At 56.6% G+C, this 17,010-nt stretch carries 13 protein-coding genes; 11 read left to right on the top strand and 2 right to left on the bottom strand.

The features are described from left to right. Positions 1-117: 117 nt before the first annotated feature. On the bottom strand, positions 118-3,579 hold the full coding sequence (locus ACYP03_RS20480) for a PAS domain-containing hybrid sensor histidine kinase/response regulator (protein ID WP_459781932.1): 3,462 nt from the start codon (positions 3,577-3,579) through the stop codon (positions 118-120). A 116-nt stretch (positions 3,580-3,695) separates the two neighbouring features. Further along, positions 3,696-4,868, bottom strand: coding sequence for a 3-phenylpropionate MFS transporter (locus tag ACYP03_RS20475; protein ID WP_248144332.1), 1,173 nt, complete (start codon positions 4,866-4,868; stop codon positions 3,696-3,698). Between the two features lie 290 nt (positions 4,869-5,158). On the opposite strand from ACYP03_RS20475, the gene ACYP03_RS20470 reads away from it, so the two are divergent. The 11 genes from ACYP03_RS20470 to fis all read left to right on the top strand — a co-directional run bounded on the left by ACYP03_RS20470 (position 5,159) and on the right by fis (position 16,985). After that, positions 5,159-6,979: a DUF294 nucleotidyltransferase-like domain-containing protein gene (locus ACYP03_RS20470; RefSeq protein WP_459781931.1), complete on the top strand. Its 1,821-nt coding sequence runs from the start codon at positions 5,159-5,161 to the stop codon at positions 6,977-6,979. Between the two features lie 24 nt (positions 6,980-7,003). Continuing rightward, on the top strand, positions 7,004-7,717 hold the full coding sequence (locus ACYP03_RS20465) for a 3'-5' exonuclease (RefSeq protein WP_459781930.1): 714 nt from the start codon (positions 7,004-7,006) through the stop codon (positions 7,715-7,717). Between the two features lie 88 nt (positions 7,718-7,805). Then, complete coding sequence (acs, locus tag ACYP03_RS20460) at positions 7,806-9,755, top strand: acetate--CoA ligase (protein ID WP_459781929.1); 1,950 nt, start codon at positions 7,806-7,808, stop codon at positions 9,753-9,755. Between the two features lie 505 nt (positions 9,756-10,260). Then, positions 10,261-10,713 (top strand): type II 3-dehydroquinate dehydratase, encoded by a 453-nt coding sequence (gene aroQ, locus ACYP03_RS20455; protein WP_459781928.1) that lies wholly within the window; start codon positions 10,261-10,263, stop codon positions 10,711-10,713. 23 nt (positions 10,714-10,736) lie between these two features. After that, on the top strand, positions 10,737-11,201 hold the full coding sequence (gene accB / locus ACYP03_RS20450) for an acetyl-CoA carboxylase biotin carboxyl carrier protein (protein ID WP_459781927.1): 465 nt from the start codon (positions 10,737-10,739) through the stop codon (positions 11,199-11,201). Between the two features lie 11 nt (positions 11,202-11,212). Next, the gene (gene accC / locus ACYP03_RS20445; RefSeq protein ID WP_248144338.1) at positions 11,213-12,556 is read left to right on the top strand and encodes an acetyl-CoA carboxylase biotin carboxylase subunit; all 1,344 of its coding nucleotides are present in this window, start codon (positions 11,213-11,215) and stop codon (positions 12,554-12,556) included. A gap of 211 nt (positions 12,557-12,767) precedes the next feature. Further along, complete coding sequence (locus ACYP03_RS20440; RefSeq protein ID WP_459781926.1) at positions 12,768-13,049, top strand: YhdT family protein; 282 nt, start codon at positions 12,768-12,770, stop codon at positions 13,047-13,049. Further along, positions 13,042-14,502 carry a sodium/pantothenate symporter gene (panF, locus tag ACYP03_RS20435; RefSeq protein WP_459781925.1) on the top strand — a complete coding sequence of 487 codons (1,461 nt, stop codon included), beginning with the start codon at positions 13,042-13,044 and terminating at the stop codon, positions 14,500-14,502. The genes ACYP03_RS20440 and panF overlap by 8 nt, the downstream gene beginning before the upstream one ends. 158 nt (positions 14,503-14,660) lie before the next feature. Next, the gene (gene prmA, locus ACYP03_RS20430) at positions 14,661-15,545 is read left to right on the top strand and encodes a 50S ribosomal protein L11 methyltransferase (protein ID WP_459781924.1); all 885 of its coding nucleotides are present in this window, start codon (positions 14,661-14,663) and stop codon (positions 15,543-15,545) included. Between the two features lie 155 nt (positions 15,546-15,700). Then, a complete protein-coding gene (gene dusB / locus ACYP03_RS20425; protein ID WP_459781923.1) occupies positions 15,701-16,666 on the top strand; it encodes a tRNA dihydrouridine synthase DusB in 966 nt (321 codons plus the stop codon). A 22-nt stretch (positions 16,667-16,688) separates the two neighbouring features. Beyond that, positions 16,689-16,985 (top strand): DNA-binding transcriptional regulator Fis, encoded by a 297-nt coding sequence (fis, locus tag ACYP03_RS20420; protein WP_027254108.1) that lies wholly within the window; start codon positions 16,689-16,691, stop codon positions 16,983-16,985. The last annotated feature ends 25 nt before the right edge of the window (positions 16,986-17,010 follow it).

Below are 17,010 nucleotides of genomic sequence, written 5' to 3'. Positions count from 1 at the left end.
GGAGCATAGACTGAGTATGGACGGAGCCTCCACGGCTCCGTTTTTTTATGGCTTGACCCGTCCGGAGTCGCAAAGCAGCGCAAACGGAAACACGGGTTCCCGCCAGCGCAGCAAACTTTAGCTGATCCTGGCCTGAGCGTACTGATTCAGCAACGAACGCAACTTGAGCGGTTTCACCGGCTTGCTGATAAAGGCGAACCCCTTACTGCGGATGGTCTGCTGGGTTTCCGGCATCCGGTCTGCGCTGATCACCACGCCATTGAAAACCCGGCCCAGTTTCGCTTCGCATTGTTCCAGCACTGCCAGCCCGGTTTCCTGCTGCGCCAGGTGATAATCACTGAGAATCACATCCGGCACCCAGTCTTGCTCACACTGCGCCAGCGCGGCGGATACCGACTCAGCCAGACGAACCTCACAGCCCCAGCGGCTGAGCAGGTTCTCCATCCCGGTCAGAATATCCTTTTCATTATCTACACAGAGTACCCGGGTGCCGGACAGCGGCAGCGACTGGATCGGAGCCAACGCCTCTGCTGTTTTCGGGAGCTGAACGGCCAGCCCGCGGCGGACAGACAACGAGAATACCGTTCCCTCTCCCAGCCAGGAACGCAGCGACAACGGATGATCCAGTACCCGGCTGATCCCGCGGGCAATCGCCAGTCCGAGGCCGAGCCCGTGCTCTCCCCGCCCCCGGTCAATCCGGGTGAACTCATCAAAAATATTGGCCTGCTTCTCCGCCGGGATCCCCGGTCCGTTGTCCCACACCTCAATGCGAAGCTGGCTGCCGTGGCGACGAACGCCCAGCAACACCTTGCCGCCCGGATTGTACCGGAAGGCATTGGTCAGGAAGTTCTGTAACGCCCGTCGCAACAGCTTGGGATCTGAATGCACCAGCGCCTTGCTGTCGACCACGGCGAAATCAATTCCCTGCTGTTTGGCCAGCGCACTGAACTCCGCTTTCAGGTTATCCAGCACATCGCTGAGCGGGAAGACATGCACATTCACCTGCAGCTTGCCTGCCTCCAGCCGCGAGACATCCAGCAAATCGCCTATCAGATCTTCCGCAGCGCCCAGCGCACTTTCAATGTGATGGGCCAGCCGGGTACTTTCTTCATCTTTCGCCACTTCACTCAGTGACGACGAGAACAGGCGTGCGGCATTGAGCGGCTGCATCAGATCATGACTGACCGCTGCCAGGAATTTACTTTTCGATTGCGCCTGCTGTTCTGCCTGCTGGGTTGCGGACACCAGACGACGGTTGAGCTGTTCGAGCTCCTGCGTGCGCTGCCGGACCCGGGCTTCCAGGTTCTCATTGGCTTCCTTGAGCGCTTCCTCGGCCTGACGGAAGGCGGTAATGTCGGTAAAACTCATGACAAAACCACCGCCGGGCATCGGATTGCCCTGCACTTCGATCACCCGGCCATCCGGCCGGATCCGGGATGACGTATGCGCTGTACCGCGCTTGAGGTGCTGGACCCGTTTTTCTACATGCAGTTCCGGATCCCCCGGCCCGCACAGTCCCTGACGGGCATTATGGCGAATCACATCCGCAATCGGCCGTCCGACCTGAATCAGTCCCGGCGGAAAGGAAAACAGCTCGAGATAGCGCTGATTCCAGGCCACCAGCCGGAGCTGCTTGTCGACCACCGCTATTCCCTGACTGATGTGCTCAATCGCGCCCTGTAACAGGCCACGGCTGAAATCGAACAGCTCAGAGGCTTCATCCACAATGGTCGCCACTTCTTCCAGCTGCATGTTTCGCCCCTGCAACGCCGAGGTCAGCACCAGCCGGGCAGAAGAGGCCCCGAAGACCCCGGCCAGCACCCGCTCGGTATGACGGATCAGCGTAGCCGGTGCCTGTTGCTGCGGCAGGAATTGATTCTGATGCTGACGGGCAAACTGGGTAAAGGCATGGCGTACCCGCTTGCGACCGACAAATCGGCCCGCCAGCATTTCCAGCTCAGAAACCGTCACCCGGGCCTGATACAGCCGGGCATCGTCCGCCTCCGGCATCGGCGCTCCGACAAAAGTCGCGGCCTGCAGCCGCTCGGTCAGCGATGAGCGGGTCACCATGGACACCACCACATAGAGAACCAGGTTGAACAGCAGACTGAGCAGCATCCCCCAGTCCACCACAGTCAGCTCACGCAATACCGGCCAGGACGGCGGGGTGAGCAGCCAGAGCAGGAGGTTGGTTTCCGCGGTACCGGCCAGCATCCCGGTCTGGCTCATCAGGGTGATCACCCAAATCGCACTGCCGCCCAGCATCCCGGCATACACCCCGTTGCGGTTCCCTTCGCGCCAGTAAATCCCGCCCAGCAGAGCCGGGGCAAACTGGGCGATCGCCGCAAACGACAGCAGACCGATTGCCGACAGCGATTCGATTTCATCCAGCACTTCATGGAAGCCCCAGGCAGCCAGCAGCAACAACAGGATCAGCGCCCGGCGGATGTTGAGCAGTAAACCGGAAAAAGCCGCATGGTTACGGCCGGACACCCGCAGCCGTCGCAGCAGCAGCGGCAGCACCAGATCATTCGAAGCCATGATCGCCAGCGCGATGGTTGAAACGATCACCATGCCGCTGGCCGCCGAAGTCCCCCCCAGAAACGCCAGCAAAGCAATGGTGTCGGCCCCCTGCAGCAACGGCAGGTTAATGACATAGGTGTCTGCCGACACGCCCGGCAGCAGCACCTTCCCAGCCAGCGCCAGTGGGATGACAAAAAGGCCCATCAGCAGCAGATACACCGGAAAGACGCGTCGGGCCAGATGAAGGTCCGGCGCGTGGGTATTTTCAACCACAGTGGTGTGAAACTGCCGGGGCAGACAGATAATGGCGGTCATGGTCAGCAGCGTATGAATGATGAAGCTGCCCACATTTAAATCCATAGATGGCAGCACGGCTTCATCCAGCCGACCCAGCTCCAGCGCCGGCACCTCCCACCACAGCAGCATGACAAACAGCCCCACCACCAGAAAAGCCGCCAGCTTGATCAGCGACTCAAAGGCCACAGCCATCATCATGCCGCGATGATGTTCCGTGGTATCCAGATGACGGGTCCCGAACAGGACAGTAAAGGCCGTCAGCGCCAGTGTGACCAGCCAGGCGATATCGCCGTCATTCAGGCCACCGCTGCGGGTCAGCTCCGGGGCAACCTGTGCCAGTCCCATGGTGATTCCCCGCAGTTGCAGGGCAATATAAGGCAGGATGCCGACCACCGCGATCAGGGTCACCAGCACCGCCAGTCCCTGTGACTTACCGTAGCGGGCAGCAATGAAGTCGGCAATTGAAGTGATGTGCTCGCGCTTGGCGATCAGAATCAGCCGGGCAAATACCCGCCAGCCGAAGGTAAATACCAGAATCGGGGCCAGATAAATCGGCAAAAATGACCAGAGATCACGGCTGGCCTGCCCGACCGTGCCGTAGAACGTCCAGGAAGTGCAGTACACCGCAATCGACAGACTGTAGATCCAAGGCCGCCAGCGAGACATCCCCCCTGTGTGTTTATCGCCGTACCAGGCAATCAGAAACAATAGTCCCAGATAAGCCAGCGATACCGGCACCACAATCCATCCCTGTTCCATCAGATCTCCTGTCTGTCTTCCTTGATTCCGGCCCGAATCCGGGGCCGGACTGAACGCTCACTGAGGTAAACGGCTGGCTGGCGTGCCACATGACGCCAGCGATCAACCCTCAGAGTTTACACGGCTTCTCTGACCGGTGCTGCGTGCTCCGCTGGTGTTTCATCAATCTTCATCAGCAGCACAGGCAGCCCCATCAGCGCCATCAGCCAGAACACATCGGCGCCCCACCAGCCGTAACCCCAGCCACTGAGGGTGGTCAAAGCGGCCATCACGGCGCCAAGCGGCAAGGCATTGTACAGCGCCTGCAGCGCGACCATCTGATGGCTTTCCGCATGCTGAATATAGCGAATCGCTGCCAGATGCGCGGCGGCAAAAGTCACCCCGTGCAATGCCTGCGTCAGCACCAGCATCGGCAGCTCTGTCATGGTCGCCGTCAGTCCCCAGCGGAGCAGCACACCTGCGGCGGCCAGCCGGAACATGGCCGCCACGCTCCAGCCGGCAAAGAGCCGCTTGCTCAGCGCAAATACGGCAATTTCAGCCACCACGCTGAAACTCCACAGGTAACCGCTGATTGCCTCGCTGAAACCAATCGACTTCCAGTACATGGCACTAAAGCTGTAATACGCCGCATGGCTGCCCTGCAGCAACGCCACAATCAGCAGAAAACGGATCACCCGGCGGTCGCGCAGAAAGCCCGTCAGCGGCGGCCTCGCCATCCGCTGGGCCTCCGCTTCAGCGGGCAGTACCGTCGGCTGGCGCAGTGACAACAGCAGTGCAGCCCCCAACCCAAGCATCGCCACCCAGGGGATCACCTGAGACCCGAGTTCTGCGGCAGCCAGCCCGGCAATGGTCGAACCGACGATAAAGGCAATCGAGCCCCATAACCGGGTTCGACCATAGTCTAAATGTCCCTCTTTGGCGTAGTAATTGGCCAGACTGTCGGACAGCGGAATGACCGGGCCGACCAGCAGGTTAAACAACACAATCACGACGGTCAGAGCGAGCAGGTTACCGCTGACCATGACAAATGCGGCACAGCAGATCAGGCTGAGCAAAGCCAGCCAGCGCAAGGCGGGCAGCAAGTGCTCCACGCGGTGAATCCGCGGTGTCAGCACCATATTGGCAAAACAGCGCACCCCGAGTCCCAGTCCCAGCAGCAGGCCGATGTCTCCGGCCGGGATACCCAGGGCATCCAGCCAGACCGCCCAGAACGGTAAATACACGCCATAGTTAAAATAAAAGCCGAACATATACTGCGCCGTCCAGCCAAATGGGCTACTTCTCAACATTCCCGACATTCCTGCTGCATTCAAAAAAAAACAGCAGACAGTATGCCTGCTGGGCACAACGCAGGAAAGCCTGTTTCCGAGGAATGTCACAACCTGCCAACAGGCACCAGACGGTGCGCTAGACTAAAGTCGGCTGGAGCAATTGCCGCGGCTGGGCGACACTGCTTCACAGAGGCTGTCCATTACCGGCAAAGCAATTACCTGTCAACCGATGCCGACCGTGCCGTGCCGAAACCTGTTCCGAACCCCCTTGCCGAGAAACCAGGGCAGCCTAACGGAGCGAGAATGCCATGCCGCAACCTTTCAACACGACGCTGATCCCCTTTGATCGTCTGGATCTCAGCCAGCAATCCCGGCTGGTCAATGCCCTGGATGTCGCCTATTTTCGTGCGGGGGAAGTGATCATTCATGCCGGAGCTGACTGTCAGTCACTGCATATCATCATGAAAGGGAGCGTTGAGGAAACTTCTGCCGATCAGCAGGAACATTTCGCCCACTACACCACAGACGATCTGTTTGACGTCCGGGCGCAGCTCAGCGGCCACAGCCGTCACCAGTACCGGGCCGTTGAAGACACCCTGTGCTACCTACTCCCGCAACCGATTTTTGCCGAGTTTTATCGGCAGAACCCGGATTTCGCGGCCTATTTCGATACCAATCTGGCGACCCGTCAGCAGTTGCTGGAGCAGGCCCACCGCCAGCCGAATCTGGCCGAATTCATTCTGACCCGCATCCGCCCCGATAACATCCAGCCTTGCCTGATGTTGAGCGCAGACACCGATCTGCATACCGCGACAGCCCGGATGCGCCAGCAAAACAGTGATGCCGCCTTTGTGATCCTGCCGGACAGCGCGCTGCACAGGTTCGGCATCGTAACCCGGACCGATCTTTTGCATGCCGTGATGCTGGACGGCAAAGCTAGCAGTACGCCGGTCAGCCAGATTGCGACCACACCGGTGATCAGCATTGAACAGGGGGATTACCTGTTTAATGCCATGATTGCCATGACCCGGCATCGGGTGAAACGAGTGCTGATCACCCAGGGGGAGGACATCGCCGGGATGCTGGATATGACCCAGGTTCTGAGTCTGTTTTCCACCCATTCCCATGTGCTGGCGCTTCGCATTGCCCGGGCCGCCAGCATTGAAGAACTGGCCCTGGCTTCGGAAAGTCAGCCCTCTCTGGTGCAAACCCTGTTTAACAACGGCATCCACACCCGCTTTGTCATGGCGCTGATTGCCAGTATCAATGAACAGATAATCGAGAAAGCTTTCCAGCTGGTGGTCCCGGCGGATCGTCAGGAACAATGCTGCCTGCTGGTCCTGGGATCGGAAGGTCGCGGGGAACAGATTCTGAAAACCGATCAGGACAATGCTCTGATCCTCGCTGACGGCGTTGACTGGCCCGACGCCCACACCGTGATGACGACCCTGAGTGACACCCTGTGCAAGCTGGGCTATCCGGCTTGTCCGGGCAAGGTCATGGTCAGTAACCCGGAGTGGGTGCACAGCGTCTCCGGCTGGCAGCAAACCATCCGGCAATGCTGTGACCAGGGCGATGAAAACGCGATGATGACTCTGGCGATTCTGGCTGACGCCCAGGCCGTCGCCGGCAACCGGAAGTTACTGGAACCGGTGAAACAGGCGCTGCACCATCAGCTGGCCAGCCAGGAGTTACTGTTGTCGACCTTTGCCCGTCCAGCCATGAAATTCAGCGTTCCCCTGACCCTGTTCGGCCAGATCAAACGCAGCAAACACGGGCCGGATATCAAGCGCGGCGGCATCTTTCCGATTGTGCATGGTGTCCGGACTCTGGCACTGGAATATGACGTGGCTGAAACCAATACCTTCAGCCGCCTGACCGCCCTCGAGCAACGCAAGGTTCTGGAACCGACCACGGCCTCAAACCTGAGTGAGGCCCTGAAGCTGTTTATCCGGCTCAGACTCAGGCAGCAGCTCAGTCTCAACGATGAAACCCTGACTGCCGGTCAGCAGCACCAGTTGGATCTGGCCGCTCTGAGCCGGGCTGAACGGGATGTCTTACGCCACAGTCTGCACGTGGTGAAAAAATTCAAGGAATGGCTCAGCTATCATTACCAGCTCAGGGACTGATAGTCGGATTACGGTGAGAAACACATGAATATACTGCGTCGTTGGTGGTATCAGTACAAATTCCGCCAACATCCAATCAAAGCCCTGTTTGAACGTTACCGCGGTGAAGAGCTGGTGTCGCTCGACTGTGAAACCACCAGCCTGGACCCGGCCAGCGCTGAACTGGTCTCAATTGCGGCCACCCGCATCCGTGCGAACCGGATCCTGACCAGCGAGTCGCTGCACCTGACGCTCAGCCCGCCCGACAGTCTGAATGCCGACTCCGTCACGATCCACCGATTGCGTCATCAGGATCTGAAACACGGGCTGGACGCTCAGGAAGCGCTGACCCAGCTTCTGGACTTTATCGGAAACCGTCCCCTGGTTGGCTACCATATCCGGTATGACAAGACGATCCTTGACCGCTATTTCCGTCGGCTGTTTGGTTTTGCCCTGCCCAACCGGCTGGTAGAGGTCAGTCACCTGTACCATGAACAGCTGGAGCGCCAGTTACCCAATACCAGCTATGATTTAAGTCTGGAAGCCATCAGCCGTCATTTGGATCTGCCTCAGAGTGAGCGGCATGATGCCCTTCAGGACAGTATCACTGCCGCACTGATTTATGTCCGGCTGAAACACGGGGATCTGCCGAGCCTGACATCGCCACCGTTTTTTTCGAACCCGTCCGCCCGGCACGATGCAACCCGGTGTAAAACCGGAGAAAAAGTCATGACAGCGCACACTCATCCTAAAGTCTAATTGAGGAAGTACGCAATCTGGCACAAGTTAAGAGAAAGCGATTGATCCGGTCCGCTCAGGACGATGACGGAAACACAAGGAGAATAGAATGAGTGAGGTTCACGTTTACCCTGTCAACCAGCAGATTGCTGAGCGGGCTCATATCACGGAAGAGCAATACCGCGAGATGTACCAGCAGTCTGTCACTAACCCGGAAGCCTTCTGGGGCGAGCAAGGCAAAATCGTTGACTGGATCACCCCTTACACCAAAGTGAAACAAACCTCTTTCGATACCGGCCATGTCAGCATCAACTGGTTTGAAGACGGCACTCTGAACGTCTCAGCCAACTGCCTTGACCGTCACCTGGCCACCCGTGGCGATCAGCCCGCCATCATCTGGGAAGGTGATGACCCAAGCGACGATGCTACCCTGACCTACAACGAACTGCATCAGCAGGTCTGCCTGTTCGCCAACGCACTGAAAGCACAGGGCGTACAAAAAGGCGATGTGGTGTGCCTGTACATGCCGATGGTCGCAGAAGCCGCGGTCGCAATGCTGGCCTGTACCCGGATCGGGGCAGTCCACACCATTGTCTTCGGGGGTTTCTCTCCGGAAGCGCTGGCCGGTCGGATCATTGACTCAAAAGCCAAAGTCGTGGTGACTGCGGATGAAGGTGTCCGCGGCGGCCGTATTGTGCCGCTGAAAAAGAACGTCGATGACGCCCTGAAAAATCCGGAAGTCGACAGTGTAGAGAAAGTTGTGGTCTTCCAGCGTACCGGCAATCCGGTCGCATGGGACAGCAACCGTGATGTCTGGTGGCATGAGTCCACTGCAAATATGCCTGCGCAATGTGAACCTGAGCCGATGAATGCGGAAGACCCGCTGTTTATCCTCTATACCTCAGGGTCAACCGGCAAACCGAAAGGTGTCCTGCATACCACCGGCGGTTATCTGGTGTATGCCACCATGACCTTCAAATACGTCTTCGATTATCAGGAAGGCGAGGTGTACTGGTGTACCGCCGATGTGGGCTGGATCACCGGCCACAGCTATCTGGTTTATGGTCCGCTGGCAAACGGCGCCACGACCCTGCTGTTCGAAGGGGTACCGAATTATCCGTCCACAGCACGCATGAGTGAAGTCGTTGACAAGCATCAGGTCAATATCCTGTATACCGCACCAACGGCGATCCGTGCGCTGATGGCCAAAGGCAATGAAGCCATTGAAGGCACAAACCGCTCCTCACTCCGCATTATGGGTTCTGTGGGTGAGCCGATAAACCCGGAAGCCTGGGAATGGTATCACCGGACCATCGGCGACAGCCGCTGCCCGATTGTGGATACCTGGTGGCAAACCGAGACCGGCGGCATTCTGATCACACCGCTGCCGGGGGCCACGGCACTGAAACCGGGCTCAGCAACCCGTCCGTTCTTTGGTGTGCAGCCTGCGCTGGTCGACAACATGGGCAATATTCTTGAAGGCGCCACCGAAGGCAATCTGGTGATCCTGGACAGCTGGCCGGGACAGATGCGCACGCTGTGGGGCGATCATGATCGCTTTGAACAGACTTACTTCTCGACCTTTAAAGGTATGTACTTTACCGGAGACGGCGCACGCCGTGACGAGGACGGTTATTACTGGATCACCGGTCGTGTGGATGATGTGCTGAACATTTCCGGTCACCGGATGGGAACCGCGGAAATCGAATCAGCGCTGGTGGCCTTTGATAAAATCGCAGAAGCAGCCATCGTGGGGGTTCCGCACGACATCAAAGGACAGGCCATTTACGCTTATATCACGCTGAACGATGGTGTGGTACCGACCGCCGAGCTCCATAAAGAAGTGAAAGACTGGGTACGGAAGGAAATTGGCCCGATCGCAACGCCAGACTTCCTGCACTGGACCGATGCTCTGCCGAAAACCCGTTCCGGTAAGATCATGCGCCGAATTCTGCGCAAAATCGCCACCGGGGACACCGGTTCACTGGGTGATACCTCGACTCTGGCCGATCCAAGCGTGGTTGATAAACTGATTGCGGAGAAAGAAAAGGTCGTCTGACCCCAATCTCAACACCGAGCTCCGTTCAAGCCGCCGTCAGGCGGCTTTTTTTATCCCCGAACACCGCAATTCAAGCCTGTTTCTCCGCGCATCCCGCGTTCAGTCCGGGAACTCTCCGCAGCCCCCCGCTGTCAGACAGGATTGCAGAGTAACTTTTTGGAACCTGCAGCATTCTGCCGTGATTTTCAGCAAAACCGATTAAGATTCAACGCGATTGGCCGCTTATGTTCTAAGTGGGCGTCATCAGGTGGCTATCTTACTGAAGCGTCGGTGAAAATGAAGGCAACACGTCGCAAATCAAGCCGTCTGCGTACAGGTGTAAGGTCAAAAAAGCGGTGATTAGACCAGTATTTTGCTGCGAATTGCGCTGAATTCTCTATAATTGAGCGACAAACAGGTTAAAAGCCGTGATGGTTTGCATGAAAGGAAGCAAAGTCACAGTTTTTTTGTGCTTTGACACTTGATTCGGCAAGAACAGGTCAAGAACGAGTATAGATAACTGAATATGTCGACTAATTACCGTATTTTACTACTGAACGGACCCAATCTGAATTTGCTGGGCCTGAGAGAGCCCGGCCACTACGGCCAGCAGACGCTGGATCAGATTGTCGCAAACCTGAGTGCCCAAGCCACGAATCTGGGCGTGACACTGGATCACCTGCAGTCCAATGCAGAACACGAACTGATTGAGGCCATCCACCGGGCCCATGGCAAGGTGGACTTTATCCTCATCAATCCGGCCGCCTATACCCATACCAGCGTCGCCATCCGCGATGCGCTGCTGGGGGTGGCGATCCCGTTTATTGAAATACATTTGTCTAATGTGCACGCCCGCGAGCCTTTCCGCCATCACTCTTATCTGTCAGACAAGGCAGTCGGTGTGATCTGCGGCCTGGGTCCGGATGGTTATGAATTCGCCCTGGAGGCAGCCGTGCGCCGCCTTCAGAACGCTCAATGAACAAACATAAAGAGAACAGATACATGGATATTCGCAAGATCAAGAAACTTATCGAACTGGTAGAAGAATCAGGCATCTCCGAACTGGAAATCTCTGAGGGTGAGGAGTCCGTACGCATCAGCCGCACCTCTGCTGCTGCGCACGTTGCTCCTGCACACGTTTACGCTGCTGCACCAGCGCCTGTTGCTGCGCCGGCACCTGCGGCACCAGTTGAAGCGGCTGCACCAGCAGCACCTGTCGCTGCTGAGCCTGCTGGCCACAAAGTTCTGTCACCAATGGTCGGTACTTTCTACCGTGCACCAAGCCCGGAAGCGAAGCCATTCATTGAAGTGGGTCAGAGCGTAAACGTTGGCGATACCCTGTGTATCGTTGAAGCGATGAAGATGATGAACCAAATCGAAGCTGATAAAGCCGGTACTGTAGTTGCGATTCTGGCTGAAAACGGTGATCCGATTGAGTTCGATCAACCACTGGTTATCATCGAGTAACTGGGGCGCTTATGTTAGATAAAGTAGTCATCGCAAACCGCGGCGAGATCGCCCTGCGTATCTTGCGTGCCTGTAAAGAGCTGGGGATCAAAACGGTGGCTGTGCATTCCACCGCTGACCGCGATCTGAAACACGTATTACTGGCAGACGAGTCGATCTGTATCGGCCCTGCGCGTGGTACAGACAGCTACCTGAATATTCCACGCATTATCAGTGCGGCTGAAGTCACCGGTGCGGTTGCTATCCACCCGGGTTACGGCTTCCTGTCTGAGAATGCTGACTTTGCTGAGCAGGTTGAGCGCTCAGGCTTCATCTTCGTCGGCCCGAAAGCTGAAACTATCCGCCTGATGGGTGACAAAGTTTCTGCGATCAACGCGATGAAGAAGGCTGGTGTACCTTGCGTACCGGGCTCTGACGGCCCGCTGGGCAACGATGAAGCGAAAAACAAATCAATCGCGAAGCGCATCGGTTTTCCGGTAATCATCAAAGCCTCCGGCGGCGGCGGCGGTCGTGGTATGCGCGTTGTCCGCAAAGAAGCGGATCTGGTTCAGTCCATCGCGATGACCCGTGCAGAAGCCAAAGCAGCATTCAACAACGATATGGTGTACATGGAGAAATTCCTGGAAAACCCACGCCATATCGAAGTTCAGGTTCTGGCTGACGGTCAGGGCGGCGCAATCCATCTGGGTGAGCGTGACTGTTCGATGCAGCGTCGTCACCAGAAAGTGGTTGAAGAAGCTCCGGCACCAGGCATCACCGAAGAAATGCGTAAGTACATCGGTGAGCGTTGTACCCGTGCATGCCTTGAAATCGGTTACCGCGGTGCAGGTACGTTTGAATTCCTGTACGAAAACGGCGAGTTCTATTTCATTGAAATGAACACCCGGATTCAGGTTGAGCACCCAGTGACTGAAATGGTCACCGGCGTTGACCTGATCAAAGAGCAGCTGCGTATTGCTGCCGGTCAGCCGCTGTCATTCAGCCAGAGCGACATTCACATGCGTGGTCACGCGATTGAGTGCCGTATCAATGCTGAAGATCCGGTGCGTTTCCTGCCGTCTCCAGGCAAGATCGAGCGTTTCCACCCGCCAGGTGGTATGGGTATTCGCTGGGAATCCCACATTTACGCTGGCTACACAGTACCGCCGCACTACGATTCTATGATCGGTAAACTGATTGCTTACGGTGAGAACCGTGACGTGGCTATTTCGCGTATGCGTAATGCCCTGAACGAAATGATCATCGACGGCATCAAAACCAACGTTCCGCTGCAGAAAGACATCATGGCAGACGAGAACTTCCAGCATGGTGGCGCCAACATCCACTACCTGGAGAAAAAACTGGGCCTGCAATAAGCCTCTCAGTTTTCCACCGATTCAGGCTGCCTCCGGGCAGCCTTTTGTTTTTCCTCAACTTCCTGCACAACGCCTCTGGCACCGCCTGACATCATTTGACACAATAATGCCCTTTCTTGATCGTTAAACCCTTTTTTACAGACTTCTGAGCCGGTTTCGACGCCATTTCCCGACATTTAAGATCGAAACACGGACCGACAGGAACTTCAGTATGAAGACACTTTCTACCCGTTACCAACAGGCACACAGAGAAGCCAGATGGGCACTGTGGCTGGCTGTTGCCTACTTCCTGTGGTGGTATTGCTCCGCCTATTTCTTTGCGCCGGACTCAGCCCGGGACACCCTCCCTGAACTGTACTGGGGCTTTCCGCTCTGGTTCCTGCTGGCCTGCCTGGCTGGCCCGGTACTCTTTACCCTACTGTGCGCCCTGATGGTGAAATACATCTATCAGGATATGCCGCTTGATGTTGATGAGGAAAATGCCGATGAATAACCAACTGCTGATCCCGCTCATCCTCTATCTTGTAGCCGTGTTTGCGCTAGCATACTTCACCCGGCGCCAGAGACAGCAAGACAGCGGCTTTCTGAGTGAATACCTGCTGGGGAACCGCAGCATGGGCGGCTTTGTGCTCGCCATGACCCTTGCCGCAACCTATGCCAGTGCCAGCTCCTTCATCGGCGGCCCTGGTGCGGCCTACAAAATGGGACTGGGCTGGGTACTGCTGGCGATGATTCAGCTCCCGGCAGCCTGGCTGACACTGGGCGTACTGGGGAAGAAATTTGCCATCGAAGCCCGCAAGCACAACGCCCTGACCCTGAATGACATGCTCTACGCCCGCTACCAGAATCGTGGGGTGGTGATTTTTGCTTCTCTGGCATTGCTGCTGGCATTTTTCGGCACCATGGTGGTTCAGTTTGTCGGCGGCGCCCGGCTGTTGCAAACCGTCACCGGTCTGTCTTATTCACAGGGACTGATGATCTTTGCCGCCACCGTCGGGCTGTACACCACCATTGGCGGATTCCGGGCCGTGGTGATGACCGACACCCTTCAGGGCATCATGATGATCATCGGGACACTGGCGCTGCTGGCCGGCATTATTCATGCCGGTGGCAGCGTCGGTGAACTGGTAACAACGCTGCATCAGATTGATCCGGCACTGATTTCTCCCTACGGACCAGACAACTTTCTATCGCAGCCCTTTATGCTCAGTTTCTGGGTGCTGGTCTGCTTCGGAGTCATCGGCCTGCCTCACGCCGCTGTACGCTGTATGTCTTACAAAGACAGCAAATCCCTGCATCAGGGTATGGTGATCAGTACCGTGATGGTGGCTTTTCTGATGCTGGGTATGCATCTGGCCGGTGCATTGGGCCGGGCGCTGGTGCCGGACATCGCCACTCCGGATCAGATCATGCCGACGCTGATGATGACGGTCCTGCCGCCAGTGGTGGCGGGTATTTTCCTGGCCGGTCCGATGGCAGCCATCATGTCGACCATCGACTCCCAGCTGATCCAGGCATCCGCCACACTGCTCAAAGATCTTTATCTCAACTACATCAACCCCAAAGCAGCACAACAGGCGGATATCACAGCAAAACTGCCGAAGCTTTCCCTCTGGGTGACCGGCATTTTTTCCGTGCTGGTTTTTGTCGCAGCAAGCAACCCGCCAGACATGATCATCTGGCTCAACCTGCTGGCGTTTGGGGGCATGCAGGCCGTCTTCCTGTGGCCGCTGGTTTTGGGGCTGTACTGGCAGAAGGCCTCAGCCGCAGGTGCCTTTGCTTCCATGGTGGCCGGGCTGGGCTGCTACACGACCCTGACCGTTTTCAAACCGGATCTCGGCGGGATGCATGCCATCGTCCCGACGCTGCTGGTAGGTCTGATCAGCTTTGTGGCTGGCAGTTATGCCTGGCCTGCGCGGCAGCCAGATTTACAGCCTCAGGTCTAATCCACTATACAGTCATCAAACAGCGCCATTTGGTGCTGTTTTTTCTTCTCGAACCAGCAGCCCCTGCCGTGCGTATCAGGAAGCTGATGCGGACTGACTACTTTTCGTGCTACACTCCGCGGCCTTGAACCACAGTCCCTTTGAAAGCGAATGTACCCATGCCTTGGATTCAACTGAAACTGAATGCCACCGCCGCCAATGCCGAAGCCATTGGTGATCTGCTGATGGAAGAAACCGGTGCCCTGTCGGTCACTTTTCTGGATGCCCATGACACCCCCGTCTTCGAGCCACTGCCGGGTGAAACCCGCCTGTGGGGCGATACGGATGTCGTCGGCCTGTATGACGCAGAAAGCGATATGGACATGGTGCTCAGCCTGCTGAAAAACAGCCCCCTGCTGGCCGACGATTTCGCTTGTAAAGTCGAGCAGCTGGAAGACAAAGACTGGGAACGCGAGTGGATGGATAACTTCCACCCGATGAAATTCGGAACCCGCCTGTGGATCTGTCCGAGCTGGCGTGAAGCCCCTGAACCGGATGCAGTCAATGTATTACTGGATCCGGGCCTGGCGTTCGGCACCGGGACCCACCCGACAACCTCACTGTGTCTGGAGTGGCTGGACAGCCAGGATCTGACCGGAAAAACCGTGATCGATTTCGGCTGTGGCTCCGGCATTCTGGCGATTGCTGCGCTGAAACTGGGCGCGGCCAAAGTGATTGGGATCGACATCGATCCACAGGCCATCCTGGCTTCCCGTGACAATGCGGAACGCAATGGTGTGGCTGAGCGTCTGGAACTGCACCTCCCGGCTGAACAGCCGGAAAATCTGCAGGCTGATGTCGTGGTCGCCAACATTCTGGCTGGTCCGCTGCGCGAACTGTCACCGGTGATCAAGAGCCTGGTCCGGGACGGCGGCCTGCTGGCAATTTCCGGTGTGCTGGAAAGTCAGGCAGAAGACGTGGCCAGCCACTACAGCGATGAACTGACGCTGGATCCGATTGCCGCCCGTGAAGAATGGTGCCGGATTTCAGGCCAAAAAGGCTAATTTGGACAAAATTGTCCATTGGCCAATTTCTGAGCAATTCACTGAATTCCATGGTCTTTTAGCCCCCAATTCAGGAATGCTCAAATATTGGCCTTTTCAGCACCACAAAAAATGCGTAAAATGCGCGCCCTTACTGGCATAGTCAGGAACAGACGTTGAAGATCGGTCCTTATCAATTAGACAACCCGTTAATTGTCGCCCCCATGGCGGGCGTGACCGATCGTCCGTTTCGGGAACTGTGCCTGCGCCACGGTGCAGGTATGGCCGTCAGCGAAATGATGTCTGCAAACCCAGACGTTTGGAAAACTGCCAAGTCGCTCAACCGCATGGTGCATGAAGGTGAGTCTGGCCTCCGTTCGGTACAGATTGCCGGGGCAGATCCCCAGCAAATGGCCGATGCCGCCCGCTTCAGCGTGGCGCATGGTGCTCAGATCATCGATATCAACATGGGTTGCCCGGCGAAGAAAGTAAACAAACGCCTGGCAGGCTCTGCCCTGCTGCAGTACCCGGATCTTGTCGAGGATATCCTCAAGGCCGTGGTCAACGCCGTGGACGTCCCTGTGACGCTCAAAACACGGACCGGCTGGGATACAGAGAACCGAAACTGTGTCGCGATCGCACAGCTCGCTGAACACTGTGGCATTCAGGCCCTGGCGCTGCACGGCAGAACCAAAGCCTGTATGTACAAAGGGGAAGCGGAATACGATTACATCAAGGCAGTGAAACAGGCAGTGTCGATTCCTGTGATTGCGAACGGTGATATCGACTCGCCGGAAAAAGCACGCTTCGTCCTGGATTATACCGGGGCCGATGCCTTGATGATTGGTCGCCCTGCACAGGGCAGACCCTGGATTTTTCGCGAAATCCAACATTACTTAACAACCGGGGAACACTTGCCTGCGCCTTCTTTTGAAGAAGTCAGCAGCATTCTGATGGAGCATGTACAGGCACTCCACGCCTTTTACGGGGAGTACCAGGGGCTACGCATTGCACGCAAACACGTGTCTTGGTACCTCAAAGAACAGGCTACTGCAGGTGATTTCCGCCGGACCTTCAACGCTATCGAGGATGCCCAACAGCAGCTCGATGCGCTGCAAGGCTACTTCGACAACGTTGCATAAATACCAGAAGAGCTTACAGAATATGTTCGAACAAAATCTGACTTCCGAAGCACTTACAGTGACTACAGTCACTTCTCAAGACCAAATCACTCAGAAGCCTCTGCGTGACTCCGTCAAAGCCTCGCTAAAGAACTATCTCGCCCAGCTGAATGGTCAGGACGTCGATGATCTGTACGAGCTTGTACTGGCAGAAGTTGAGCAACCCCTGCTGGACACCATCATGCAGTACACCCGTGGTAACCAAACCCGCGCTGCAACCATGATGGGCATCAACCGCGGTACCCTGCGTAAGAAACTGAAAAAGTATGGTATGAACTAATTTTTTAATTCCTTACTTTTTTATT

Source organism: Photobacterium sp. R1 (genome assembly GCF_054600795.1).
The sequence above is the reverse complement of the archived record's forward strand: the minus strand, read 5'-3'. Positions and strand labels throughout refer to the sequence as shown.